Source organism: uncultured Selenomonas sp. (assembly GCF_963528755.1).
GTDB lineage: Bacteria > Bacillota > Negativicutes > Selenomonadales > Selenomonadaceae > Selenomonas.
In genome coordinates this window covers 242,855-266,882 of record NZ_CAURXA010000001.1, presented here as the reverse complement: position 1 = coordinate 266,882, position 24,028 = coordinate 242,855, and the positions used below count along the sequence as shown (strand labels likewise).

Genomic DNA, 24,028 nt, shown 5'->3' with positions numbered 1-24,028 from the left:
AAAGCATCCGCATCGTCAAATAATCCATTAGACAAAGCGCTCATTCTGTGCTAAATTCTTCTTTGGTATAACTATCTTCCAAAGGAGCATTGCCATGACACAAAGAACCATTGCCCCCGAGGAGCGACTGCCGCTCCTCCAGACGATTCCGCTCTCCCTGCAGCACCTCTTCGCGATGTTCGGCTCGACGGTGCTCGTGCCGATCCTCTTTCATGTCAACCCTGCGACCGTGCTGCTCTTCAACGGCATCGGCACGCTCTTCTATCTGATCCTCTGCAAGGGCAAGATCCCCGCCTATCTCGGCTCAAGCTTCGCCTTTCTCTCGCCCGTATTCCTCGTGCTCGCCGACTACAGCTACGAGGCGGCGCTCGGCGGCTTCATCGTCGTAGGCGTCGTCTTCTGCCTCGTGAGCTTCATCATCCATGCCATCGGCACGGGCTGGATCGACGTGATCTTCCCGCCCGCCTCTATGGGCGCGATCGTCGCCGTCATCGGACTTGAGCTCATGCCGACGGCAGCGAAGATGGCAGGTCTGACCGATGCCGAGGCGGATCCAACCGTCGTCTTCGTCTCTATCGCCACGCTCGCCGTCACGATCTTCGCCTCCATCGCGTTTCGCGGCTTCCTCGCCATCATCCCCATCCTCATCGGCGTCGTTTCGGGTTACGTCATCGCCTATGCAGCGGGCATCGTCGACCTCTCTACCGTCGAAAGCGCCCCTTGGTTCGCCATCCCGACCATTTACACGCCAAAATTCGAGCCGGGCGCGATCCTCATACTCCTGCCGGCTTCCATCGTCGTCATCGTCGAGCACATCGGCCACCTCATCGTGACGAACAACATCGTCGGCCGCAACCTCACGAAGGATCCGGGACTCGACCGCTCGCTTCTCGGTAACGGCATATCGACGATCTTCTCGGGCTTCTTCGGCTCGACGCCGAACACGACGTACGGCGAAAACATTGGCGTCCTCGCCATCACGAAGGTCTATTCGACATGGGTCATCGGCGGTGCCGCCGTCTTCGCCGTCGCGCTCTCATGCCTCGGCAAGCTCGCCGCACTCATCCAGAGCATCCCGACGCCCGTCATGGGCGGCGTCTCCATGCTGCTCTTCGGCGTCATCGCCGCCTCGGGCATCCGCATCCTCGTCGAATCCAAGGTAGACTATGGCAAACCCACGAATCTCCTGCTAACCTCTATTGTCATGGGCGTCGGCGTATCGACGGCAAGCCTCACACTCGGCACGGTGACGCTCAGGGGCATGTCGCTCGCGACCGTCATCGCCATCATCCTCTCGCTGTCCTTCCGCCTCATCTTTCGGCTGCGCCGCGAAAAAAGCGCAGCAAGCGAATAGGCACATACTGAAAGAAAAGAACCCGACGTTTGCCGTGCGTCGGGTTCTTTCTTTCGCTTTCACAAGAGTGCATAAGCATTCACAGAAATTTGTGCATGCAGCTCACATCAATCCCAGCACGAGAATCGCGCCGACGACAAGGGGCAGGACGTAGGCGAAATAGCCGCGCGCCCATCGAGGAAGTTTCCAGCCGCTTCCCGTATTCGCCTCTTCGTAGAACTTCTGCCAGCCCCAGCCGAAACGATGCATCGTGTAGAGCACAAAGATGAGCGACCCACCGGGCAAGAGGATGTTGCTCACGATGAAATCCTCGATGTCAAGGAAGCTGCTCTCGCCGCCCATCGGGTGAATGCCCGCGAGGAGGTTGAATCCCAAGGCGCAGGGCAAAGAAAGCACAAGGATTGCCGCACAGTTCACGAGTCCCGTCTTCTTGCGGCTCCACCCCGTCAGATCCATCGTGCAGGCCATGATGTTTTCAAAGACAGCGAGCACCGTCGAAAAAGCCGCAAACGTCATGAAAAGGAAAAAGAGACTGCCCCAGAGGATGCCGCCCGCCATGTGATTGAAGATGTTCGGCAATGTGATGAAGATGAGTCCCGGCCCGCTGTCCGGCTCGACGCCGTAAGCGAAGCACGCGGGGATAATGATGAGTCCCGACGTAATGGCAACAAGCGTATCAAGGATGGCGACGTTGACCGACTCGCCGAGAAGCGCGTGATCCTTCGCGATGTAACTGCCGAAGATCGCCATCGCACCGATACCGAGGCTCAGCGTAAAGAACGCCTGATTCATCGCCGCGACGATAACGTTCGTAAAGCCGATCTCCTCCATCTTCGCAATGTCAGGGCGCAGGTAGAAGGAGATGCCCTCAGACGCGCCGTCGAGAAAAATGCTGTTCACGGCAAGCACGACCATGATGAGGAGCAGGAGCACCATCATGCCCTTCGTCACGCGCTCCAACCCCGACTGCAAGCCATGCGAGCAGATGAGGAAGCCGCTGATGACGACGATCACCATCGGCACGACCTGCAAGATAGGATCGCCGAGCATTGAGCCAAAGGCCGCGCCGATCTCCTTCGGAGAAAGTCCCGCAAACGTGCCGCACGCTGTCTGATAGAAGTAGAGCAGCATCCAGCCCGCGACCGTCGTATAGAACATCATGAGCATGATGCAGCCAAACCAGCATGCGTAGCCATGCCAATGCCAGCCCCATTTTTCGGGCGTCAGTCTCTGGTACATGCGCACGGGACTGCGCCTTGCCGCGCGGCCAAGAGAAAATTCCATCGTCATGACAGGGATGCCGAGCACGATGAGGAAGAAAAGATAGATAAGAACGAACGCCCCGCCTCCGTTCTGCCCGACAAGATAAGGGAACTTCCAGACATTACCGATGCCGATCGCACAACCGGCACTGAGGAGAATGAAGCCGAAGCGGCTCTTGAGCGTTTCTCGCGCCATGAATCAAACCTCCTGAAAAATATAATGAAAGGCACAGCCAAAACGAAGGCTGTGCCTTTCATTATATCATAAGGTGCAAAGCTGTAAAGCGGCAAACGTCAGATAATGTGCTCGCCGTGGTACTTCTCGCCGCCGATCTCGGGATAGACGCCGTACTCGATCGCCCACTCGCACTTGTACTTGATCGCCTGCGCATGAATCGTCTTGATGCGGTCAATCGTGCGCACGACCTTGCCCGGCATGCCGACAACAAGGGAATTCGGCGGAATGACCTCGTTCTCGCGCACGAGTGCCCCTGCGGCAATGATCGAGCCTTCGCCAACCTTTGCGCCCGTCAGAACCGTCGCATTCATGCCGATGAGGACATGGTTACCGATCTCCGCGCCGTGCACGACGGCGCTGTGGCCGATCGTCACATAATCGCCGATGATGCACGGATTGTCGTCCGCCACATGAAGGCAGACGAGATCCTGCACATTCGAGCACTCGCCGACAGAGATGTAATTCACATCGCCGCGCGCAACGACACCCGGCCAAAGGCTCGCATACTTCGCGACGCGCACATCGCCCGAAAGGAACACCTGCGGCGCAACGAAAGCCTCCTCATCAATCTGCGGCTTGATGCCATGAAATTCCGTGCTGGAAAGCGTATACATAAGACTCTCTCCTTTTCTCCGATTGAATTTTCTTGCCGCATTCTATTATACAACGATTGAGGAAAAAAAGAAACGGCTCGCCCATAAGCACACAGCAAACGCTTCAAGCGCCACCGATCTGTGCGATGAAGGCGAGCGAGCGAAGAGGTTTGCCGAAAAGCGCACGCAGGTACGCGAGCAGCAGGCTTTCCGCTGCCAAAAGTTCCTGCTTTCTGACGGAAAACGGCGCCGGAGAGCGCACGCCCGCCGCCTTCTGCGGCGAGAGAAACGCCTGCCAATCAAGAGCGGTCAGCTTCTCGATGAACTCCTTCAATTCGGCAGAAAAGAGCGGCATATCCTCTTTGCGGCAATCCGCGCACAATGCACCGCCCTCACCGATGTCAACGGACATCGGCTCTTCAAAGGGCGCACCGCAGTGGACGCAGCTTTCAAGATGAAGCGAAAGCCCCGCGAGAGCGAGGAGCTGATACGCCGCCGCCAGCGCCACGAGACGCGGATTGCGCTCCTCAAAGGCACAGAAAATCTGCAGCAGACGGTCGAAAGCATCGGGCGCAGGCTCGTGCTCGGGAAAAAGCTCAAGCGCCAGTTCCGCCACGAAGGAGCCGTATGCCATGGCCGAGAGGTCTTCCGAGAGATGGCGAAACCGCCCCTTGAGTGAACACTGCCGCACCGTCCAGACCCTGCCGCCTTCCGTAAGCTCCACATCGAGGTGGCTGAACATCTGCATCCCTGCCGCAAGTGCGCTCTTCGGGCGGCGGCAGCCGAACGCCGCCGCCTCGACGCGCCCGCACTCACGCGTCAAGAGCGACGCCATCTTGTCCGCCTCGCCCCAGTTCCTCGTGGCGAGCACGAGCGCCTCAGCGCTGCGGCGTGCCATGCGGTTCGGCCTCCTCGCACGCTTCCCCGACTGCACGCGCAGACTGCGTCTTCGACGCCGCCACGACCTCGTCCGCCAGCCTCGTCGCACTGCCCGTCTCCTGCGGTTTCGTCGCCATCTGCCGCTGCGGCATGACGGCGCCCGCCGTCAGCATGTACTGCAGCGCCGACTCGTTGCTGATGTCGAGATAGATGACGTCACTCTTCTTGACGAAGAGGTTCGTGCCCGAGGTCATGTTGAGGCTCCACGGCACGAAGACGCAGACGTAGTCGTCGCCGAGCTTCTCGCGCAAGACTGCCGGCACCTCTGCCATGACGAAGCCAAGTGCCCGCGACTGATGGAACGGCACGAGCACGACGTGGTCAAACATGTTGTTCGACTCAAAAACGGCGGTCGAAAGATGCTTGACACTGTTGTAGATGAACTTCACGACGGGAATCTTGCCGAGCAGCCATTCGCCATAGGAAATCACGCGCTTCATGAACCAGTACGACGAGAGCCAGCCCACGAGATAGATGACGAGCAGCACCGTCACGATGCCCATGCCCGGATAATAGATGGGAAAATGCTTGCCGAGCACGATCTCCGTGAAGTTCAGCACCTCTGTCACGACGAAAACCGTGATGGCCAGCGGCACGAGAAGGATAAGACCGTTAATAAAGCGCTTCGATACCTTGTTCATCCTGCTGCCGCCCTTTCCCTATTTCCTCTCATTCAAAACCGAAGTTGTGCAGAACGCCCTCACGGTTGCGCCAATCCTTCTTCACCTTGACCCAGAGGTCGAGAAAGACCTTCGAGCCGAGGAGCATCTCGATGTCCTTTCTCGCCTGTGCGCCGATCTCGCGCAGAAGAGCGCCCTTTGCGCCGATGACGATACCCTTCTGCGACTCGCGCTCCACGTAAATCGTCGCGCGGATATAGAAGCCCCCCTTGGGGCGCTCCTTCATCTCATCGAGGTCAACGGCGATGGCATGGGGCAGTTCGTCGCGCGTCGCGAGAAGCGCCTTCTCGCGCACGAGCTCCGCCACAATGAGTCGCTCGGGCTGATCCGTCACCATGTCTTCGGGGTAGTAGGCAGGTCCTTCGGGCAGATACTTCTTGACTTCCGCCAAAAGTGAGTCAAGGTTCACCTCTTCCTTCGCCGATATGGGCACGGCGCCCGCAAACGGATAGGCCTTCATGTAGCTTTCAAGGATCGGCAGCACGGCGGGCTTCTCGATGAGGTCGAGCTTGTTGACGACGAGGATGCACGGGCACTTCGTCGCCTGCAGGCGCTCTAAGATATAGCGCTCGCCCGGTCCCATCTTCTCCGTCGCATCGACGACGAAAAAGACGGCGTCGACCTCCTTCAAGGTGTTTTCCGCTGCGCGTACCATGTATTCGCCAAGCTTGTGGCGCGGCTTGTGGATGCCCGGCGTGTCGAGAAAGACGATCTGCGCGTCCGGCTCCGTCAGAATACAGAGGATGCGCGTGCGCGTCGTCTGCGGCTTATCGCTCATGATGGCGATCTTCTGCCCGATGAGGCTGTTGATGAGCGTCGACTTGCCGACGTTCGGCCGCCCGACGACAGCGATGAAGCCCGATCTATGCTTTACCTTTTCCATCGTTCTCCCCTTTCGCTGTCACTTGCTCCGTGCATCCTGCAGAGCCTTCCGCCGCTTCCTCGCGCGTCACGCCGAGCGCCGCCATCACATGGCGCTGCTCCTCCTCCATCTCCTGCCGCTCCGCCTCTTCTACATGGTCGTAGCCGAGGAGATGCAGCATGCCGTGCACCGTTAAGAAGACGATTTCGCGGCGCAGGCTGTGCCCGTAGTCCGCCGCCTGCGCCGCGGCGCGCTCAACCGAGAGGATGATGTCGCCGAGGACGTTGACGGCGGGACCGCCTGCGATCGCCGGCTCCTCGCTCTCGTTGAGCGCAAAGGAAATCACGTCCGTCGGACGATCGACCCTGCGGTACTCGCGGTTCAGCACATGGATGTGCGCATCGTCCGTCAAGGTGATGCTGACCTCGGCGCCCGCCACGTCGTAAAGCTCGCCGACTTTTTCCACGGCACGGCGAATCTCCGCCTCCATAGCTGCGTCAAGAGGCAGATCTTCCACCTCGTGACTGAGCAGGATGTTCATGCGTCCGCCTCCCCTATCTTTGATGCCGCAGCCTTTTCCTGCGCTGCTGTCTTTTTCTCCTGCAGCTCTGCCGGCTTTTTCTCAGAATCCCGACGCGCCTTGTCCGCGCGGTCATACGCCTCGACGATGCGTGCGACGACGTCGTGACGGATGACGTCGAGCGCTTCCAGCCGCACGACGCCCACGCCGCGCACATCGCGCAGGATGCGGCTCGCCTCAGAAAGTCCCGAGAACACGCCGCGCGGCAAATCGACTTGGCTCAAGTCGCCCGTCACGACCATGCGCGAGCCGAAGCCCAGGCGCGTCAAGAACATCTTCATCTGGCTCGGCGTCGTATTCTGCGCCTCGTCGAGAATCACGAAGGCGTCCTCCAGCGTGCGTCCGCGCATGTAGGCGAGCGGCGCAATCTCAATGACGCCCTTGGCGAGGAGCTTCTGATAGGTGTCAAAGCCGAGGATGTCGTGCAGCGCATCGTAAAGCGGGCGCAGGTACGGATCGACCTTCTCCTGCAGATCGCCGGGCAGAAAGCCCAGCCGCTCGCCCGCCTCGACAGCGGGACGCGTGAGCACGATCTTTTCCACCAGCCTCGCACGAAGCGCCGCCACCGCCATGACGACGGCGAGGTACGTCTTTCCCGTGCCTGCAGGTCCAATGCCGAACGTGATGGAATTTTTGCGAATGGCGTCGAGGTAGATGCGCTGACCGAGCGTTTTCGGGCGCACATGACGGCCACGGCTCGTCACGAGGATCGTGTCGCTGAAAAGGCTGTGCAGCGCCTCACCCTTGCCGCGCTTGACGAGTCCCACACTGTAGCGCACCTCATGCATCGTGAGCGTCGTGCCCTGCCGGTGCAGGTACTGCAGCTCGCGCACGACCTGCGCCGCCGCCCGCACGATCTGCGCCTCGCCATCGATCGCAAGCTCCTCGCCGCGGCTTATGAAGCGGCAGTCGAAATTGTCCATGAGCACCTGCAGGTACTCGTCGTGCTCGCCGAGAAGCGCCATCGCCTCGCGCTGATCGGCAAAGGCGATCTTCTCCTCCAAAACCTTTTGCAAAGAAAGACTCCTCTCTTCTAAATTCATCGTTCCCATTATACCTTGCAGCCGTCGAGGAAGCAATAGCAGTCCAAGGTTAACCCGGATTTTCATATCAGTTGACTATATGCGCCGTCTGAAATATAATGGGAGGAAATGCAAACTTCTTGAAAGAAATGAGGCTCTGCCATGACAAAGGAAAACGCCGTTAAAAAACTCACGAAAGAAATTCTCTGCGGCCGCCGCATCAAGCGCGAGGACGACCTCTCCATCTTCCTCGATGCGCCGCTTGAAGCGCTGCAGGAGGGCGCACACGAGCTGCAGCGGCAGTTCTGCGGCAAGCACATCGACCTCTGTACGATCATCAACGCGCGCAGCGGTCACTGCAGCGAGGACTGCAAGTACTGCGCCCAATCCGCGCACCACAGGACGGGCGTCGAGGAATACGCATTTCTCGCACAGGAAGAGATCATCGCCAACGCACGCGCCAACGAAGAGGCGGGCGTCAACCGCTTCTCCATCGTGACCTCGGGCAGGGCGCTCGCGGGCAAGGAGTTCGACGCCGCGCTCGACTGCTACCGCGCCATGCGAAAGAAGCTCCATATTGACCTCTGCGCCTCGCACGGCATTCTCTCGCGCGAACAGTTCCGTGCGCTTCGCGCCGCGGGCGTCACGAGCTACCATCACAACATCGAGACGTCGCGCCGCTTCTTTCCCGAGATCTGTACCTCGCACACTTACGACGACCGCATCCGCACGATCCGTCTCGCACAGGGCGAAGGGCTCTGCGTCTGTTCGGGCGGCATCATCGGCATGGGCGAGACGTGGGAAGACCGTCTCGACATGGCGGTGAGCCTTGCCGAACTCGGCATCGAATCCATTCCCATCAACTCCCTCATGGCGATTCCCGGCACGCCGCTTGAGGGCAGAACGCCTTTGACGAGCGATGAGATCCTGCGCACCATCGCCTTCTTCCGCTTCATCAACCCGACGGCAAACATCCGCCTCGGCGCGGGACGCAAGCTCATCGAGGACAATGGCACGCCCGCCTTCCTCTACGGTGCATCGGCCTCCATCACGGGCAACATGCTCACGACCTCGGGCACAACCATTGCCGAGGACATGGCTCTTCTGCAGCGGCTCGGCCTCTCCAACGAGACGGCGGGCACAAGGCAGGACGCCGCACATACGGCTAACGGGTGAATCTGTATTTTTTCTAAGAAAATGTGATAATAGCAACAGACAATATCCCCGCGTTGAAGTAGCCTGAAGGGTGGAATATATTTCAATTCAACAAAGGATAGGTGATCTTCATGGCAATCCATGTCATTGATGAGGCGCGCCGCTGCCTCCAATGCAAAAAGCCCCTGTGCCGCATCAAGGGCTGTCCTGTGCAGACGAACGTCCCCGAGATGATCCGCCTCTTTCTTGAAGGCAGCATCAACGAGGCGGGCGCCATGCTCTTCGAGAACAATCCCCTGAGCATCATCTGCTCGCTCGTCTGCGACCATGAGAAGCAGTGCGAGGGCAACTGCATCCAACTGCGCAAAGGATCCGCCATCCAGATCTCCAGCATTGAGCACTACATCTCGAATACCTACTTCGACCGCGTCGCCTTGGAGCGTGCGCCTTCTACGGGGCAGACCGTCGCCGTCATCGGCTCGGGTCCTGCCGGCATCACCGTCGCCATCAAGCTCGCGCAGAAGGGCTACGACGTGACGATCTTCGAGCGCATGGACAAGATCGGCGGCATGATGCGCTACGGCATTCCCGACTTCCGTCTGCCGCTGAGCATTCTCGACCGCTATGAGAAAAAGCTGCGCGAGTTCGGCATCTGCATCCGTCCCAACCGCACGATCGGCGGCCTTCTGACGCTCGACACGCTTTTTGCCGACGGGCACGACGCCATCTTCATCGGTTCGGGCGTCTGGCGTCCGCGCAGCCTCGGCGTCAAGGGCGAAAGCCTCGGCAACTGCCACTTCGCCGTCGACTATCTGCAAAATCCTGATTCCTTCGCTCTCGGCGACCGCGTCGCCGTCATCGGCTCGGGCAACTCCGCCATGGATGTCGCGCGCACCGCGATCCGCAAGGGCTGCCGCTACGTCACGGTCTATTCGCGCAGCAACAAGGTCGCTGCCAGTGTGCGCGAATTCGAGTACGCGCAGGCGGACGGCGTGGAATTCGAGTTCTGCAAGGGCGTCGAAGCCATCACTAAGGAAGGGCCTTTGATGCGCGACCGCCACTTCGACGAAGAAGGCAAACTGACAGGCGAAGGAGATCCTGTCCTGTGTCCTGCCGACAGCACCGTCATCGCCGTCAGCCAAGATCCGAAAGACAAGATCGTGCGCACGACCACGGGCATAGAGACGAACGAGAAAGGCTTGGTCGAGGTCGATGAAACCGGAGCCACCACCCGCCCCGGCGTCTTCTCGGGCGGTGACGTCGTCCTCGGCCCGTGCAACGTCGTTCAAGTCGTCAACGATGCCAAACATGTGGCGGAGGCGATGGACGCCTACCTGCGCGAAAAGCGCGGCGCGAAATGAGGCTTCGCTGACAAGACGACCGAAGCGGGACGAATCGAGCCGGCGTCTCCGCAAAAAGATATAAGCAAAAACGACAACAGGCAGAGCCGCCATCCCATGCGGCTCTGCCTGTTGTCGTTGCTGAGATCATCCTTTGAATCGCGTCCCGCCCTTCTCCCTCTCCCGCGCCTCGATCAGCTCTTTGCGCTGCGCGAACTGATAGAGGATGCGCTCGCGCGAGAAGCCCCTGCCGCGCACTTCGGAAGCGTTCGCGATGATGAGGAACGCATTCTTGTCCAAGCGATCGCAGATTGCCTTGACGCGTGCGAGCTGCGTCAGGGAGACGACGACGAAGACGACAGCTTTCTTTTCCTGCAGAAAGCCGCCCCGGCCTTCGAGGTAGGTGACGCCGCGGTGCAGGCTCTCCATGATGGCATCGCCGATCTTCTCGCTTTCCTCTGAGATAATGAAGATCGCCTTCTCGCGATTGAATCCCGCCGCCCAGCGGTTCGTAAGTTCCGCTGTCGCATAGATGCAGACGAGCGTGAAGAGCGCCGTCTCCAGATCGAAGAGCGCCGCCGACGCTGCGATGACGAGCATATTGAGCAGGAATACGCCCGTACCGACGTCAATCGACCAATACTTCTTCAAGATGGCGCCGAGCACATCGACGCCGCCCGTATTCGAGCCGAAACGGAAGATGACGCCGTATCCGATGCCCGAGACGACGCCGCCGAAGATGGCGTTGAGCATTGTGTCATGTACGGGATGCAGCGCCGAAAGCGAACTGAAAGCGTCGATGCCGAGGGAGAAGAGCACCGTGCCCAAAATCGTATCGACAGCGTAGCGCTTTCCCACGAAGCGATGCGCGAGGTAGAGAATCGGCAGATTATAGACGAGGAGCTGCGCGCCGACAGGCCAGCCGACGAAGTAGTGCAGGAGGATGGCGATGCCGCCAAGGCCGCTTGTCAGCAAATTCGCCGGCAATATGAAGAGGTTGATGCCAACGCCGCAGACGGCGCAGCCGAAAAGGATTACAAAGTAGCGGCGCACCTCATGGATGATTTCCTTTTTCTTCATCGTCATGTCCTTCCCTCTCCTTACGACTTCCCTTCTCCCTCCCAGCGTCCTCGCTCGCCATGCGTGCGATTTCCTTGGGCTTGCCGCGTGCGACGAGGTAGAGAGGCCGCCGCTTGACCTCCTCGAAGATGCGCCCGATGTACTCGCCGAGAATGCCGAGCGCGACGAGCTGCAGGCCGCCGAAGAGAAGCACGCAGGCCGTGATCGTCGCCCAGCCGGGCACGGCGCTTCCCTCGATGAACTTGATGTAAAGCACATGGAGGAGCAGCAAGATGCTCAATATGCCGCAGATGAACCCCGAGTAAAGCCCCAGCCGCAGGGGCACCGTCGAATAGGCGAGGATGCCGTCGAGCGCGAAGTGCAGCATCTTTCGCGGCGAGAATTTGGAAACGCCCGCAAAGCGCTTGGGCGCGACGAAGCGGATCTGCACCTGACGGTAGCCCATGGCGCCGATCATGCCGCGAATGAAGCGTGCACGCTCGCGGTAACAGCGAAATTCCAGCACGACCTTGCGATCCATGAGGCGAAAATCCGAGCCACCTTCCTGGATGTGGACGCGCGAGATCTTGTTGAGCGCCTTGTAGTACCAATACGACGTCGCCCGCTTCAAGAAGCCGACGCCCTCCGTCGTCTCACGGATCGTCTGCACGACGTCAAAACCTTCTTCCCACTTGGCAAGAAGCGTCGGAATCAGCGCAGGTGGATGCTGCATATCGCCGTCCATCATGATGACCGCCGCACCGTCCGCGTGGTCGAGACCGCATGTCAAGGCAAGCTGATGCCCGAAGTTGCGCGAGAGGAAGATGGGCTGCACGCGTGCATCCTTTTCCTCCAAGCGGCGCAGGATCTCACGGCTCTTGTCACACGAGCCGTCGTCGACAAAAATCAGCTCGAAGTCGTACTTCGTCGCGGCCATGACTTCAGAAATCGCCTGATAAAAATGTTCGAGATTGTCCTCTTCGTTGAATACAGGGACAACGATGGAAATGAGCTTCAATCTTTTTCTCCTCACTTCAGTGCGGCCTCGAAAGTGATCGCACCATCCTTGTAACGAACCGCGAGCTTTCCCTTGAGATAGCTGACGATTTCAGCAGCGATCGTCAGGCCGATGCCGTAGCCAGCCTTCTCGCTGTTATGTGACGCATCCTCGCGGTAGAAACGCTCGAAGAAGCGCGAATAGTCTATGCCCTCGCCCGCCGCATAGGGATTCGTTACAGAAAAGACCATGCCGCGCCCGCGCCTGCCGCTCGCGAGAGCGATCTGCACATCGCCGCCGTCATCCGCATATTTGACGGCATTGTCGACGAGGACGTTCATCAATGTGTAAATGATGCGTTGATCGGCAAGCACATGAACGCCGTCTTCGATTTCCATCACGATCCGCTTGCCCTGCTCCTTCGCTGGAAGTTCAAAGGAGGCGGCAACCTCACGCGCCGTCTCCGCACAGTTAACATTGATCGGGTGGAAATGATCCGAGACGCGCTCTTCGAGCTTTGCGAGCGCGACCATGTCGTTGACGAGACCCGAGAGTCGCTTTACCTGCTTCAAGATCGTCTCCGTCCACTGGTTTTTGCCCATCGTGATCTCAAGCACTTCCGTATTCGCCGAGATGATGGCGATCGGCGTCTTCAGCTCGTGACTCGCGTTCGTGACGAATTGGCGCTGGCTCTTCAGATTGCGCACGAAGGGCGCGACGAGGCAGCGTGAGAAACACGCGACGAGCGCGATGTAGAGCAGCACGCAGAGAATACCAACGAGAACAGAAAAGCGCACGCCGTTCCAGACCATCTGCATCTCGCGCGTACAATCCATGACGACGACGAAAGAGCCGCCTTCCTCAAGATGAGTGACGAGATAGGCGTAGTAAGCGCTGTCAGCTTCGTAGTTGCCGCGCAGATTGGCGCCATGGACGAGGCGCGTCGCCAGCGCCTCAGCTTCCTCGTCGGTGACGGCGGCGATGTGGCTCGCGTCCGCTGCAAGGAGTGTGCCATCCTCGCTGAACTTTGCCCAGTAGTAGCGCGTCTGAAAGGCGAACTCTGGCGTATAGTCAAATCCCTCGTCGACGATACGTTTTTCAGGCAGCTTGCCGTCGTGACGCGTGATGTAGGAGAGCACCGCCTCGATGCGGCTTCCCTCGTCGTAGAAGCTCGCGAGGTTTAAGGCGGCGAGCACGACGAAGACGATGAGGACGACAGCAGCCGTGCCGAGGGCGATGAACTTGCGCCGCAGCCGCGATACCATTTCCATCTAGCCCACCTCGCAGATCGTGTAGCTTCCCCCTTGCTCGCCGCGAATCGCAACGTCGCCATGAATCGCCTTGAGCTTCTGTCGCAGGTAGGAGATGTAGACCCAGACGATGTCCGCGCCCTCTTCCGCTCCCTGCCACACGCGCTCGTAAATCTCCGACGTCGTGACGCGCTTTCCTGCATTCATCATCAAGAGCTGCATGAGCTGCGTCTCCTTGCTCGCAAGGCGCACGGCACTCTTCGCCGCCAGTTCCTGCTTTCCGATGTCGAGCGTGACCGAGCCGAGCGACAGCTCGGCGGGCGCATAGGCTTCGGCACGGCGCGTCAAAGAGCGCAGACGTGCGAGCAGTTCTCCCATCGCGAAAGGCTTGGGCAGGTAGTCGTCCGCACCCGCGTCAAGCCCCTCGATGCGGTCGCCGACTTCCGCCTTCGCTGTCAGCAGCAGGACGGGCGTCGTATCGCCCGCCGCACGCAACTCTTTTAAGGCCGTCACGCCGTCCATCACGGGCATCATCACATCAAAGACCATACAGGCGTAAGCGCCCTTGTGCGCGAGCGCCAGAGCTGCTCTGCCGTCACGAACGGCGTCGACCTCGTAGCCTGAATGCTCCAGAACTACGACGAGCGCCGACGCCATATCCTTTTCATCTTCCGCCAGTAGAAGCTTCATGCCATCACCTCGCCCATCACATCGGACTCTCGAATCAAGTTGCGAATCGTCTGCATCGAAAGGTCGCACGAAGCAAGCTCATCGGCGCAGCGCTTGAGCTCCGCCGCCAAGAGTTTGCGATTCTTGACCGTGTGCTTGTACATCATCTCGTGCTCCAAGCTCGCCCAAGAGTCCATGGCGAGCGTGCGAAGCTGCAATTCCACAAAGAAATACCCGGGGTTCCTCCCTTCCACATCTTCGAACGGCGCTTCGATCGAAACGATCATGTGGTAACTGCGATAGCCGTTCGGCTTCACGTCGCGAATGTAGTCCTTCTCCTCGAAGACCGTCACGCCCGAAAGCGCCTTGAGCGTGCGCACGACGAGGTAGACATCATCGATGAAGCGGCAGACGACGCGGACACCGATGGCGTCATGAACCTTGCAGAGAGCCGACTGCGGCGTCTCGGGCAGTCCTTTGCGGCGGCACTTCTCGCGCATGCTCTCGTCCGACTTGACACGGCAGATCAGATGCTCGTAGGGCGCCGATCCCGTGCGCTCCTTGACGCGTGCGCTGATCTCCTCGATGCGCGTGCGAAACGCGCCGAGAATCTCAGGGAGCGCCTCTCCCTGCTTGCCATAGATGCTTTCCAAGAGAATCCCTCCCCTGCTACTTCTTCACGAGGCGCAGATGATGCTCCGCTTTCTTCTTTGCCACGTCGCGCTCCAAAGCCTCCCGGAGCTTGCTGCGATTCGACGCGCCCGTGCCATGCTGTCCAATGTTCAAGAGGATGCCGACGCTCGCCATACTGATCATCAGTGACGTGCCGCCGTAGCTGATGAAAGGCAGCGGCACGCCAATGACGGGCAGGAGGCCGCCGACCATCAGAAGGTTGATGACCGCCTGACCGCTGATGAGCAGCAGGATGCCCGTCGCGAGGAACTGCCCGTAAGCGTCAGAGGCGGCATTTGCGATGCGTGCACCGTAGACGGTGAATGCCGAGTAGAGCACGAGCACGAGAATGACGCCCAGAAAGCCTGTCTCCTGACTAAAGATGGCGAAGGCGAAATCCGTATGCGCCTCGGGCAGGTAGCTGTACTTGCTCACGCCCATGCCAAGCCCCATGCCCGTGAGGCCGCCCGAGCCGATGGCGGACAGAGACTGCACCGTCTGATAGCCGATGCCCTGCGAGTCCGCCCACGGATCGAGCAGAACCTTGAGGCGTGCAAGGCGGTACGGCTGCAGGATGGACAGTGCCGTGCCCGCCGCCGCAAAGACGGCGACTGTCATCATAAACTTCGTCTTTTGAAGCCCGGCAATGCAAAGGAGCATGAAGGGCACGAAGATGACGATGAACATCGTACCGCCGTCCGGCTCCAGCTCGATTAACAATCCCATGAAGAGGACGAGCAGATACTGCGGATTGGGGAAGAGAATGTCGATGGGCTTGTCATTTCGCACACGGTACGCCGCATAAGCAGAAATGAGCATCAGGGAAACGAGCTTCGCGATTTCCGCCGGCTGAATCTGGAAGCCTGCCGTGCCGAGCCAACGCTTCGAGCCGTTGACCTCCGCGCCCACGAGAAGGACTGCGACGAGCGAGAGGATCGTGATTATGACGACGGGCACGATCCACGCACGCCAGCGATGGTAATTCACGCGGCAGCCAAGAAAGAAGCAGAAGAAGCCCGCCGCGAGATTGAAAAGCTGACGCTGCAAGAAGAAGTACGGCGTGCCGAACGTCGTTTCCGCCAAGATGAAGCTTGAGCTGAACACGTTGATGCTGCCGAAGACGAGGAGCACGATGAAGATGGCGAGCACCGCCTCCATGTCGCTGACCCAGAAGCTCTTCTTGCCCTTGTCTTCTGCGGCTTCCTGTCTTTCCATAGTCCCCTCCTTCACGCGAACGTGACCTCGCAGCGGTTGATCTTCTCGCCCTTGCCGCTGAATTTCTTTTCATACTCCGTCATCACGTTGTCGGGACGTGACTCGCTGTGCAGATCATAGGAAACGTCGTGCAGTGAAAGCCCCATCTCGCGAAACTCCTCCAACGAAAAGTCGAAGAGCGCGCGGTTGTCCGTCTTAAAGACAAGCTTGCCGCCGGGCACGAGGAGTTCCTTGTAGCGAGCGAGAAAACTGCGGTGCGTGAGGCGGCGCTTCGCATGGCGCGCCTTGGGCCACGGATCGCAGAAGTTCACAAAGAAACGATCAACTTCCCCCGGCGCAAAAATTTTCTCAAGCTGGGCGATGTCGAAGACGAGCAGTCGCACATTCTTCAGCTCCTTCTCGCGCACCTTTTTCGCCGCCGCGATGAGCACATCCTGCTGCTTCTCGATGCCGATGAAGTTCACCTCAGGGGAGCGCTCAGCCATCTGACGGATGAAATCGCCCTTGCCCGTGCCAAGTTCGACAAAGAGAGGCGCCTCGCGTCCGAAGATCTCCTTCCAACGTCCCCTTTCCACCTCACCTGCCGGGCGATCCTTCGGATAGACAAAATCATCGTATGCGTGAATGGCCTCATCCACCCACGGCTTCCTGCGCAGTCGCACAGAACTTCCTCCTTACACTTTTTCCAACTGAAACTTCTTCAAATAGCGATACAGCGTGACGCGGCTGACATCGAGAAGATTCGCCAAGCGGCTGACGTTGCCGCCCGCCGCCTGCCATGCACGCAGGAATATTTCCCGATCCGTCTTCCAGTCATCATCGGGCTTGACGTCGCCCATGAGATTGATATTCTCGGGCGAAATTGCCATGCCCTCCGTATGGAAGAACGCCTGCTCCAAGATGCTCTGCATCTGCTTGATGTTGCCGGGCCAATCGTACTCTTCAAGAAGCGTCAGCGTCTCCGGCAGAAGCCGCTTCCTCTCCATGCGGTGCTGCTCGGCGAGCTCGCAGATAATCTGCTCGGCGAGCAGGGGGATATCCTCGCGTCGGTTGCGCAGCGCCGGCATGCGTATGACACTGCGCGAAACGATGTCGTAGAGACTTCGGTCGAAGAGGCCTCGCTCCGTCAAGCGCTTGAGATCGCCGTCACAGTCGGCGATGATCCGCACGTCGATGGGGCGCACGACCGTTTCGCCGAGACGATGCGCCTTGCCCTCGCGCAGAGCCGCCGCGAGAGCCGCCGCCGTCTTCTTCGGCAGCTTCTCGATCTCATCGAGAAAGAGCGTGCCGCCAAAGGCAAGCTCCAATTTGCCAGGACGGCTGACGTCGGGGGAAAGCGCCGCGCCGAAAAGCTCCTCGTCCAGAAGTTCCGGCTGCACATCGCCGCAGCGGAAGGAAATCAAAGGTCCCGCCGCACGCGCCGACGCCTGATGTATGCCGTGCGCCAGACGCTGCTTGCCCGTGCCGCCCTCGCCCTGCAGCAGCACATGATTCTTTCCCCTCGCCACGCGTAGCGCCTTTTCACGCAGTGCCTGGAACGCCTGTCCCTTGCCCGCCATCGTGGCGAGGCTGTACTTCGCCGTATAGCCCGCCGTGTGCGCGACGAGCATTCTAAGATCCTCAATGGGCATGGAAACGGTCACGACGCCATTGACCTCGCGCGTCACAGGGCTTTTGATCGGTACGACAGTCGTGACGTCCTCATACGTCTTCGCCTCTGTGATCCATGTGACCTCCTTGTTGTAGCAGGGCGTGCCGCTGAATCCCTGATAGATCGGCGTGTGACGATAATTCAAAACGATATCGTTGAGGTTCGACAGACGGCTCGTCGCCTTATCGCGCGCTCCGATGCGCGTGAGACGCTCCAATCCCAAGCGATTCGCGTAAGCGACCTCACCGCTCGGCAAGATATGATAGACGGCAAACGGCGCGGCATCCAAGATCGCCTCCTGCGCCTGCAGTCTGAGGTCACGCGCCAAGGCGGCCTCAAGCGAACGCGCGATGATCAGAAGCTGAGCGATGACGGCATCCTGCGGCACGAGCTTCGGATCATCCACGACGATGTTTACGAGATAGCGCAGTTCGCCGCCGACGAGGACGGGCGCTGTACAAGCGTCGCTTTCGTGAGACGCCTCGCGCCAGATCTCTGGTCCGAAGACCCAAAACGGCACACGCTTCTCCTTCGCTATGCTGATGCTCGAAGCGCCGATCTCTTCGATGCCAAGGCGCGAGCCTTCGACCTTACCGGGAGGCAGACGCATGAAGGGCAGCGTGCAGCTCTTCAGGACGAGCGCCTCAGCGTCGAGCAGCAAGAGGCTCAAGCCGTAACGCGCAAAGAACTCCTGCACGCCCTCCGTCAGCTGCAGAAGGCAGTCGATGGCAGGAGTATGCCTCTTTTGCAGTGCACAGAAATCCTCTGCAGAAAGCACGCGCTTCGGCTCCGTCCCCATCGAAGGCACGTCGAGCCGCCTGCTCTCACGCCACGCCTCGGCCACCCACGGATGCACGTTGACGTCGATTTCACCTTCGTCGCGAAACCTCTGGTAATACGCCTCAAGCTTCCCCCTGCTGCGCTGCTCCCGTATCATATCTCTCCTCCGTCCCAGCCAAATGTATTCTATGAATGAACAATCTCGTTTCCCCCCGTATCACACTATCTCATTCTACTACGAAATGTTAAGAGCGACAAGCACATTGCCAAGTTCTCATATCCTATGTATAATAGGAAAGATATGAAAAAAGAAATTATTGCATAGAAAGCAGGGATTCGATATGGCCAAACAACTGAAGAAGATCCGCAGGAATCTGAAGCCGCAGGCGGGCGGCACGAACACGGAGAAGCACCCTGAAAAGAAGGGTAAGGACACCTTTCTCCTGATCATGATTGCGCTCACGTTCTTCATCGCGTTCATCGGCTGGTCGGAAATGACGTGGCTGAACCGCTCGATGTACGGCTCCCTTGCCGCCTCCCTCCTCCTCATTTACGGCTATAAGCAGGGAAATTTCGGCGAGAGGGAAAAACTCTGGATGACGCGCGCCAGCATGTTCTTCATCGCCCTCTCCTTCGCCCTCTTCGCGGCCATCTGCTACTTCCAATACTTTGCCTGATACAGAAACCCACCATGCCCGCTCGGCGTGGTGGGTTCTTTGCTTCTCTTTGCTTTCCGCCTTCTCAATCCTTGAGGATATGCCACTCGCCGCTACGATTCGTTCCTGTGCGCTCGATGACGCCCGCCTTGTGCAACGCCGTCGTCATGCGCTTGACCGTGGCGATCGATACGCCGAGCGCTTCCTTCAAAGCTTTCTGCGTGACCTTGGGGTTCTCACGAATCACATGGAGAAGCCTTTCTTCCATAGATTCTTCTGACAAAACCTTCACAGTCTTTTCCAAAACTTCTTTCACGGTTTCTTTCGTAGATTCCTCCGCAATCGCTTCTGCAGATTCTGCTGCATCGCAAGAAAGCTCCTGCTGCCCCGCGCTCACCTTTTCTGCCCGCGGCTCTGCCGGCCCTTCCTCAAGGGAAATAGCATCCGCCTTGAGATCCGCAAGGGATTCAAGCTCTAGTTTCAACTCGGGCGCAGGCTCAAGATCCGGCTCATGATCAACTTCCACTTCTTGAACAAGTCTCGCATCTTGTCCATCTTCCAACGAAGTCCCGGATGCCAAAACATCGCCTGCACCGCTTTCTTCCTGCAGCGGTGCCTGTTCTTCCTCTATTCCCTCCGGCAAAGGCTCTTCTTCCCGTATAGGTTCAGCTTCTTTTACAAGCTCTATTTCCTGCACAGATTCAGCTTCCTCGGCAGGCTCATGCTCTTGAACAGACTCCACGATCTCAACAGGTTCAGCATCCTGTACGAGTTCGGCTTCCCCGACAAGTTCCTGCTCTTGGACAGGCTCAGCCTCCTTAGCGGTCTCAACAGTCTGCACAAGTTCAATTTCCTCGGCAACACCTTCGTGCTGCTGTGCTTCTTCCTCGGCACGGCAATAGAGATTGATGCGCACGGAATCGCCGAGCGTGATGACGGCAGGCTCGGGCAGGCGCGCCCGCTTTGCCGCACGATAAAGTTCGGGCAGGATACTCTGAAATCCCGTCATCATGCCCATGTAGAGGAACGCCGCCGCAATCGCGCGGTTGCGTATCTTGGAGAAGCCCGTCTTGAGCTTCCAGATCGTCATATCCTCTTCCAGCAATCCCGGCACGGTGATTTCCAAGCGGTCCTCGTAAAGCACGAGGGAGATGCGCCCCGGCGCTGCATAGTTTCTCTGGCAGACAGCACGAGCAAGCAGGCGGCGCATGAGGTCTTCAGAAAGTTCCTCCAATCCGCGCGCCTTGACGCCCCGCGCCAAAAGATGCGCATGCACATAGTCCGCCGCACCGTCCACCTGCTCCGTCAAGGAACCGGCAAACTCTTCGCCGCCGACGAAATCAAGACGCGTCGCACCGAGATACTCGGCGCACTGGATGAATCCTTCGGGGAAAAGTTCCTCCGCCGAGCCTGTGAGCAGATGCCAGCCGCCCGTCGCGCGGCACTCACCCTCCTCCTCACGCAGAAGCTTCCATGCCAGGAGATCCTCCTTCTGCAGGCGCACGACGTCCTCGCCATCCACACGGCGTTTCCCCGCTTCACGGTACATCATGCGGCAGAATTCCTCGATCTCCACATCACTGACTGTGCTCTCGGCCGCGAGCTGATCGGCGCTGCTGTTCGTGCCCGAAAGAAGAAGCTCCTGTACCTGGTACGGCTCGGCGAGGCGCGTCGCACCGCCGACGCGCACGTAGGTGCCATCCATCATGCCCAATTCCTTGACGAAATACGGCTTTTCCATACCGGGAAAAATCTCCACGACAACGACTTGCCGTCCGTCTTGCAGTTCCACACCGACCCGCGGGAAAATGCGCGGCTCACAGCTGTCGAAAATTCGCCGCGTGATATCATCGATATAAGGAATGATCTCCGCCTCTGCCGAGAATCCCCTGCCGCTTTCGCCGTAGAAGATGATGCGTCCGCCTCGTCCGTTCGCAAAAGCCACGGCTGTATTCAAAAAAGATCCGCTCTCCGCCACGATCTGCTCCACGAAATCGCCGCGAACCCCCGCCATTTCTTCCTGCACATTCAGCACCTCTCTGCCATCCGTTTTCTACGCTATAGTATAACAGTTTTTCCAAGGAAAGTCCAAAAAAAGAGAGCGGCTCTCGCCCCCCTCTCATCATGCTTCATCTCGTTTCAATTCTCTATGCCCTTGCGCGCCGCCACGCCCTTCGCATAATAGTGGCGCACTTCCTGCATCTCCGTGACGAGATCGGCTCGCGCGATCAACCAATCGGGCGCATTTCTGCCCGTCAGGACGATCTCTCGCGCGGGCGGCAGATCATTGAGCAGGGACTCGACCGCCTCGCGCGAGATGAGTTCGAAGAACAGCGCCACGTTCAGCTCGTCGAGGATGACGACATCCCAAGCGCCCGAGCGTGCGGCTGCGGCAGCCTTGGCGAAGCCGTCCTGCATCAGCTGCAGGTAGTCAGCGGGCGGCTCACCTTCAGGAAACACGACAACGTCTTCTCCCCATGCCGCACGCTCCTCTTCCGTCAGCATGCCCTCCTTCGCGATGAAGAACGGTTTTCCCGTCGTATAGAGAGCAAGCTGTGGTGCGAATCCCTGTAGGACTTTCTGCTCGCTGTAGGCGAGACTCTTCATGAACTGCATGATGTAGACGCGAAGTCCTGCACCTAGGGCGCGCACGGCGAGGCCGATCGCCGCTGTCGTCTTGCCTTTGCCCGCACCCGTATAGACCTCGATCATCGATTGTCCACCTTATCCATCGCGTAGAGGTCATGCTCGGCGAATCGTTTTTCGGCAAGCGCTTCATACTTCGTACCCGGCTTGCCGTAATTCGTGTAAGGATCGATGGAGATGCCGCCACGCGGCAGAAATTTGCCCCAGACCTCGATGTAGCGCGGCTCCATGAGGCGCACGAGATCCTTGAGGATGATGTTCACGACATCCTCGTGGAAGTCGCCATGATTGCGGAAGCTGAAGAGATAGAGCTTCAGCGATTTGCTCTCGACCATGCGCCGCTCGGGAACATAGGAGATCGTGATCGTCGCGAAATCTGGCTGCCCCGTAATTGGACAGAGGCTCGTGAACTCGGGGCAGTTGAACTTGACCCAATAATCCTTGTCGGGATGCTTGTTTTCGAAGGTTTCCAAAAGCTCAGGCGCATAGTCCACCGCATACTGCGTGTTCTTTTCACCGAGATGCGTGACACCCTTCATCTCATCGCTCGTACGTGACATGGCTGCTCCTTTCCATGCGCTTCTTGGCGCATCAAAAATTTTTCTTCGAATCCTTCCTTTGATTCTGGCCGTCCGAAGAGATAGCCTTGAATGGAATCGACCTTGCACGTCTTCGTCAAAAGATCATACTCCTCCTGCGTTTCTACGCCCTCGATGCAGACCTTCATGCCCATGCTATGGCAAAGCTCCACCGTGTAGTCCACGATGCGGCGATCGAAATCTGACGACAGAATCTCTTTGACGAAGACCCGGTCAATCTTCACAATATCACATGAGAGGTTCTTGAACATCGCCAAAGAGGAGCATCCCGTACCGAAATCATCCATGGCGATCTTCAAACCATACTCGCGCAGAGAGGCAAACTGACGATTAATAAAATCCCAGTCCGAGATGACCGTATGCTCCGTAAGCTCCAAAACGATGCTCGCTGGATTTACGCCATAGCGCTCAATACATTCCCTGACAGCCTCCTTGAAGGACGGGTCACGCAGCTGCACATAAGAAAGGTTGATGCTCATACAGAAATCGGGAACAATCTTCTGCCACTCGCGACAGATGCGCACCGCCGTATCGGCGATCCACTTGCCAACGGGGATCATCAGCTGCGACTCCTCCAGCAGAGGAATGAATTCCATCGGCGCGACCATGCGCCCCTTGGAATTCTGCCAGCGCAGCAGGGCTTCCGCACCGATGATGCGCCGACTGTCCGCCCCCACCTGCGGCTGAAAGCACAGACTGAAACCGCGGCAGCCGTCCTCCACTGAGCAGCGTATGTCCTCGCGCGCTGTCAAAGAGCGCAGCCAGCGGTTGTAAAGCTCCTTCGAGAAAATGCAGTTCTTGTTCTTGCCTCCCTGCTTCGCCAGTGTCAGGGCCGCCTCCGCATACTTGTGCAACACGAGATAGTCCTTGCCGAACTGCGGGAAGAACACCGTGCCGCCCGACACCGTACAGAAATACTTGTGATCGTTGATCTGCTGCGGCTCCAAAAGAGTCGTCTGTATACTCCTGTAGAGGGTCTCTACCTCCGCCTCGTCCGCTCCCGGATAAACGATGCCGAACTCGTCGCCGTCGAGCTTATAGAGACAAAAATCCGTCGAGAGAATTTTCTTGATGCGCTTTGCAACCTCGCGCAAAACCTGATCACCAAAGGCACGGTTGTAGGCTTCGTTGACGATTTTGAAATTGTCGATGCCAAGAATCATCAGTGCACCGCCCCTGCCCGTCTCGCGTGCCTCGTCAAGCGCCGCCTTCATTCGCTGCTCCAAGCGATACTTGTTCAAAAGTCCCGTAACGGCATCCGCACGGATGCGCTGCCCCATGAGCCGGAAAATTCCCGCATAAAGCATCCTCTTCCCCTCACGGTCAAGTGCGGCGGCGCAGCGACACTCGATCCACTCGTAGTCGCCCTTGCGTGTCCTCGCACGAAACTCGATACAGCCTTCTTTCGTACGACCCTGCAGCACATCGTCGAAGACCTTCATGACCTTTTCGCGCTCCATCGGATGCATGATCTCCTGCCACGCCTGGCGAAAGTCAGAAAATCCCATCGTTTCCGCAGGTATGCTGAAATCCCGCACGATGTTTGGCGACGTCATCGCCACCTTGTTTTGCAGATCCACCACATAAAGATAGCCGGACGTCGTCCTCTTCAGCACATCAAAATAAATCTTCAGCCGCTTCAAAAGCGGACTCAATGCAGTTCTAGGTGCTCGGCGCATAGCGACCTCCTGTTGTCGGGTGTACCCGATGATCTTATGAATATATAATAACCGACAAATTTCCTAAATGCAAGACTTGACAAAGATTTCCTCCATAAAACTTTATGGAGGAAATCCATCTTCCGACCCA

At 58.4% G+C, this 24,028-nt stretch carries 23 protein-coding genes; 4 read left to right on the top strand and 19 right to left on the bottom strand.

Annotated features, from left to right (window positions below):
* Positions 1 to 94: 94 nt before the first annotated feature.
* Positions 95 to 1,354: a uracil permease gene (gene uraA / locus RWS31_RS01320; RefSeq protein ID WP_314595467.1), complete on the top strand. Its 1,260-nt coding sequence runs from the start codon at positions 95 to 97 to the stop codon at positions 1,352 to 1,354.
* A 102-nt stretch (positions 1,355 to 1,456) separates the two neighbouring features.
* On the opposite strand, the gene RWS31_RS01315 is transcribed toward uraA, so the two are convergent.
* The 7 genes from RWS31_RS01315 to RWS31_RS01285 all read right to left on the bottom strand — a co-directional run bounded on the left by RWS31_RS01315 (position 1,457) and on the right by RWS31_RS01285 (position 7,560).
* On the bottom strand, positions 1,457 to 2,812 hold the full coding sequence (locus RWS31_RS01315) for a sodium-dependent transporter (RefSeq protein ID WP_314595465.1): 1,356 nt from the start codon (positions 2,810 to 2,812) through the stop codon (positions 1,457 to 1,459).
* 98 nt (positions 2,813 to 2,910) lie between these two features.
* Positions 2,911 to 3,468: a gamma carbonic anhydrase family protein gene (locus RWS31_RS01310; protein WP_006191537.1), complete on the bottom strand. Its 558-nt coding sequence runs from the start codon at positions 3,466 to 3,468 to the stop codon at positions 2,911 to 2,913.
* 103 nt (positions 3,469 to 3,571) lie between these two features.
* Positions 3,572 to 4,345: a DNA repair protein RecO gene (gene recO / locus RWS31_RS01305; RefSeq protein WP_314595463.1), complete on the bottom strand. Its 774-nt coding sequence runs from the start codon at positions 4,343 to 4,345 to the stop codon at positions 3,572 to 3,574.
* On the bottom strand, positions 4,326 to 5,027 hold the full coding sequence (locus tag RWS31_RS01300) for a DUF502 domain-containing protein (protein WP_314595462.1): 702 nt from the start codon (positions 5,025 to 5,027) through the stop codon (positions 4,326 to 4,328). The genes recO and RWS31_RS01300 overlap by 20 nt, the downstream gene beginning before the upstream one ends.
* A 28-nt stretch (positions 5,028 to 5,055) precedes the next feature.
* The gene (gene era, locus RWS31_RS01295; RefSeq protein ID WP_314595460.1) at positions 5,056 to 5,949 is read right to left on the bottom strand and encodes a GTPase Era; all 894 of its coding nucleotides are present in this window, start codon (positions 5,947 to 5,949) and stop codon (positions 5,056 to 5,058) included.
* Positions 5,930 to 6,469, bottom strand: a complete 540-nt coding sequence (gene ybeY / locus RWS31_RS01290; RefSeq protein WP_399553718.1) for an rRNA maturation RNase YbeY — start codon at positions 6,467 to 6,469, stop codon at positions 5,930 to 5,932. Before ybeY ends, era begins: the two co-directional genes overlap by 20 nt.
* Entirely contained in the window at positions 6,466 to 7,560 is a 1,095-nt protein-coding gene (locus tag RWS31_RS01285) for a PhoH family protein (protein WP_314595457.1), read from the bottom strand. The genes ybeY and RWS31_RS01285 overlap by 4 nt, the downstream gene beginning before the upstream one ends.
* A gap of 132 nt (positions 7,561 to 7,692) precedes the next feature.
* On the opposite strand from RWS31_RS01285, the gene bioB reads away from it, so the two are divergent.
* Complete coding sequence (bioB, locus tag RWS31_RS01280) at positions 7,693 to 8,706, top strand: biotin synthase BioB (protein WP_314595456.1); 1,014 nt, start codon at positions 7,693 to 7,695, stop codon at positions 8,704 to 8,706.
* Between the two features lie 110 nt (positions 8,707 to 8,816).
* Positions 8,817 to 10,046 (top strand): NAD(P)-dependent oxidoreductase, encoded by a 1,230-nt coding sequence (locus RWS31_RS01275; RefSeq protein ID WP_314595454.1) that lies wholly within the window; start codon positions 8,817 to 8,819, stop codon positions 10,044 to 10,046.
* Positions 10,047 to 10,172: 126 nt separating this feature from the next.
* On the opposite strand, the gene RWS31_RS01270 is transcribed toward RWS31_RS01275, so the two are convergent.
* From RWS31_RS01270 to RWS31_RS01235, 8 genes are read right to left on the bottom strand one after another with little or no spacing between them, the layout of a single operon-like run.
* Positions 10,173 to 11,111 (bottom strand): YitT family protein, encoded by a 939-nt coding sequence (locus RWS31_RS01270; protein ID WP_314595452.1) that lies wholly within the window; start codon positions 11,109 to 11,111, stop codon positions 10,173 to 10,175.
* A complete protein-coding gene (locus tag RWS31_RS01265; RefSeq protein WP_314595450.1) occupies positions 11,080 to 12,102 on the bottom strand; it encodes a glycosyltransferase family 2 protein in 1,023 nt (340 codons plus the stop codon). Before RWS31_RS01265 ends, RWS31_RS01270 begins: the two co-directional genes overlap by 32 nt.
* A gap of 11 nt (positions 12,103 to 12,113) precedes the next feature.
* Positions 12,114 to 13,352, bottom strand: coding sequence for a HAMP domain-containing sensor histidine kinase (locus RWS31_RS01260; protein ID WP_314595449.1), 1,239 nt, complete (start codon positions 13,350 to 13,352; stop codon positions 12,114 to 12,116).
* Entirely contained in the window at positions 13,353 to 14,021 is a 669-nt protein-coding gene (locus tag RWS31_RS01255; RefSeq protein WP_314595448.1) for a response regulator transcription factor, read from the bottom strand.
* A complete protein-coding gene (locus RWS31_RS01250) occupies positions 14,018 to 14,653 on the bottom strand; it encodes a GTP pyrophosphokinase family protein (RefSeq protein WP_314595446.1) in 636 nt (211 codons plus the stop codon). The genes RWS31_RS01255 and RWS31_RS01250 overlap by 4 nt, the downstream gene beginning before the upstream one ends.
* A gap of 16 nt (positions 14,654 to 14,669) precedes the next feature.
* Positions 14,670 to 15,887 (bottom strand): putative peptidoglycan glycosyltransferase FtsW, encoded by a 1,218-nt coding sequence (locus tag RWS31_RS01245; RefSeq protein ID WP_314595444.1) that lies wholly within the window; start codon positions 15,885 to 15,887, stop codon positions 14,670 to 14,672.
* An 11-nt stretch (positions 15,888 to 15,898) separates the two neighbouring features.
* Positions 15,899 to 16,549, bottom strand: a complete 651-nt coding sequence (trmB, locus tag RWS31_RS01240; RefSeq protein ID WP_314595442.1) for a tRNA (guanosine(46)-N7)-methyltransferase TrmB — start codon at positions 16,547 to 16,549, stop codon at positions 15,899 to 15,901.
* Between the two features lie 12 nt (positions 16,550 to 16,561).
* Complete coding sequence (locus tag RWS31_RS01235) at positions 16,562 to 18,475, bottom strand: sigma 54-interacting transcriptional regulator (protein WP_314595440.1); 1,914 nt, start codon at positions 18,473 to 18,475, stop codon at positions 16,562 to 16,564.
* 184 nt (positions 18,476 to 18,659) lie between these two features.
* Here RWS31_RS01235 and RWS31_RS01230 point away from each other — a divergent pair, with 184 nt between their 5' ends.
* On the top strand, positions 18,660 to 18,995 hold the full coding sequence (locus RWS31_RS01230) for a hypothetical protein (protein WP_314595438.1): 336 nt from the start codon (positions 18,660 to 18,662) through the stop codon (positions 18,993 to 18,995).
* 64 nt (positions 18,996 to 19,059) lie between these two features.
* On the opposite strand, the gene RWS31_RS01225 is transcribed toward RWS31_RS01230, so the two are convergent.
* From RWS31_RS01225 to RWS31_RS01210, 4 genes are all read right to left on the bottom strand, one after another.
* Positions 19,060 to 21,000, bottom strand: a complete 1,941-nt coding sequence (locus tag RWS31_RS01225) for an ATP-binding protein (protein WP_314595436.1) — start codon at positions 20,998 to 21,000, stop codon at positions 19,060 to 19,062.
* A 113-nt stretch (positions 21,001 to 21,113) separates the two neighbouring features.
* Complete coding sequence (locus RWS31_RS01220) at positions 21,114 to 21,686, bottom strand: cob(I)yrinic acid a,c-diamide adenosyltransferase (protein WP_314595434.1); 573 nt, start codon at positions 21,684 to 21,686, stop codon at positions 21,114 to 21,116.
* Complete coding sequence (queF, locus tag RWS31_RS01215; protein ID WP_314595432.1) at positions 21,683 to 22,180, bottom strand: preQ(1) synthase; 498 nt, start codon at positions 22,178 to 22,180, stop codon at positions 21,683 to 21,685. The genes RWS31_RS01220 and queF overlap by 4 nt, the downstream gene beginning before the upstream one ends.
* A complete protein-coding gene (locus tag RWS31_RS01210) occupies positions 22,156 to 23,898 on the bottom strand; it encodes a GGDEF and EAL domain-containing protein (RefSeq protein ID WP_314595430.1) in 1,743 nt (580 codons plus the stop codon). Before RWS31_RS01210 ends, queF begins: the two co-directional genes overlap by 25 nt.
* Between the last annotated feature and the right edge of the window lie 130 nt (positions 23,899 to 24,028).

Bases quoted from the DNA above. Each gene is read 5' to 3' on its own strand.
- ybeY (WP_399553718.1), bottom strand. From the start codon at position 6,469: ATGAACATCCTGCTCAGTCACGAGGTGGAAGATCTGCCTCTTGACGCA.
- uraA (WP_314595467.1), top strand. From the start codon at position 95: ATGACACAAAGAACCATTGCCCCCGAGGAGCGACTGCCGCTCCTCCAG.
- RWS31_RS01230 (WP_314595438.1), top strand. From the start codon at position 18,660: ATGGCCAAACAACTGAAGAAGATCCGCAGGAATCTGAAGCCGCAGGCG.
- queF (WP_314595432.1), bottom strand. From the start codon at position 22,180: ATGTCACGTACGAGCGATGAGATGAAGGGTGTCACGCATCTCGGTGAA.
- era (WP_314595460.1), bottom strand. From the start codon at position 5,949: ATGGAAAAGGTAAAGCATAGATCGGGCTTCATCGCTGTCGTCGGGCGG.
- RWS31_RS01235 (WP_314595440.1), bottom strand. From the start codon at position 18,475: ATGATACGGGAGCAGCGCAGCAGGGGGAAGCTTGAGGCGTATTACCAG.
- RWS31_RS01300 (WP_314595462.1), bottom strand. From the start codon at position 5,027: ATGAACAAGGTATCGAAGCGCTTTATTAACGGTCTTATCCTTCTCGTG.
- bioB (WP_314595456.1), top strand. From the start codon at position 7,693: ATGACAAAGGAAAACGCCGTTAAAAAACTCACGAAAGAAATTCTCTGC.
- RWS31_RS01255 (WP_314595448.1), bottom strand. From the start codon at position 14,021: ATGAAGCTTCTACTGGCGGAAGATGAAAAGGATATGGCGTCGGCGCTC.
- RWS31_RS01270 (WP_314595452.1), bottom strand. From the start codon at position 11,111: ATGACGATGAAGAAAAAGGAAATCATCCATGAGGTGCGCCGCTACTTT.
- RWS31_RS01260 (WP_314595449.1), bottom strand. From the start codon at position 13,352: ATGGAAATGGTATCGCGGCTGCGGCGCAAGTTCATCGCCCTCGGCACG.
- RWS31_RS01220 (WP_314595434.1), bottom strand. From the start codon at position 21,686: ATGATCGAGGTCTATACGGGTGCGGGCAAAGGCAAGACGACAGCGGCG.
- recO (WP_314595463.1), bottom strand. From the start codon at position 4,345: ATGGCACGCCGCAGCGCTGAGGCGCTCGTGCTCGCCACGAGGAACTGG.
- RWS31_RS01310 (WP_006191537.1), bottom strand. From the start codon at position 3,468: ATGTATACGCTTTCCAGCACGGAATTTCATGGCATCAAGCCGCAGATT.
- RWS31_RS01315 (WP_314595465.1), bottom strand. From the start codon at position 2,812: ATGGCGCGAGAAACGCTCAAGAGCCGCTTCGGCTTCATTCTCCTCAGT.
- RWS31_RS01245 (WP_314595444.1), bottom strand. From the start codon at position 15,887: ATGGAAAGACAGGAAGCCGCAGAAGACAAGGGCAAGAAGAGCTTCTGG.
- RWS31_RS01285 (WP_314595457.1), bottom strand. From the start codon at position 7,560: ATGGGAACGATGAATTTAGAAGAGAGGAGTCTTTCTTTGCAAAAGGTT.
- RWS31_RS01210 (WP_314595430.1), bottom strand. From the start codon at position 23,898: ATGCGCCGAGCACCTAGAACTGCATTGAGTCCGCTTTTGAAGCGGCTG.
- RWS31_RS01275 (WP_314595454.1), top strand. From the start codon at position 8,817: ATGGCAATCCATGTCATTGATGAGGCGCGCCGCTGCCTCCAATGCAAA.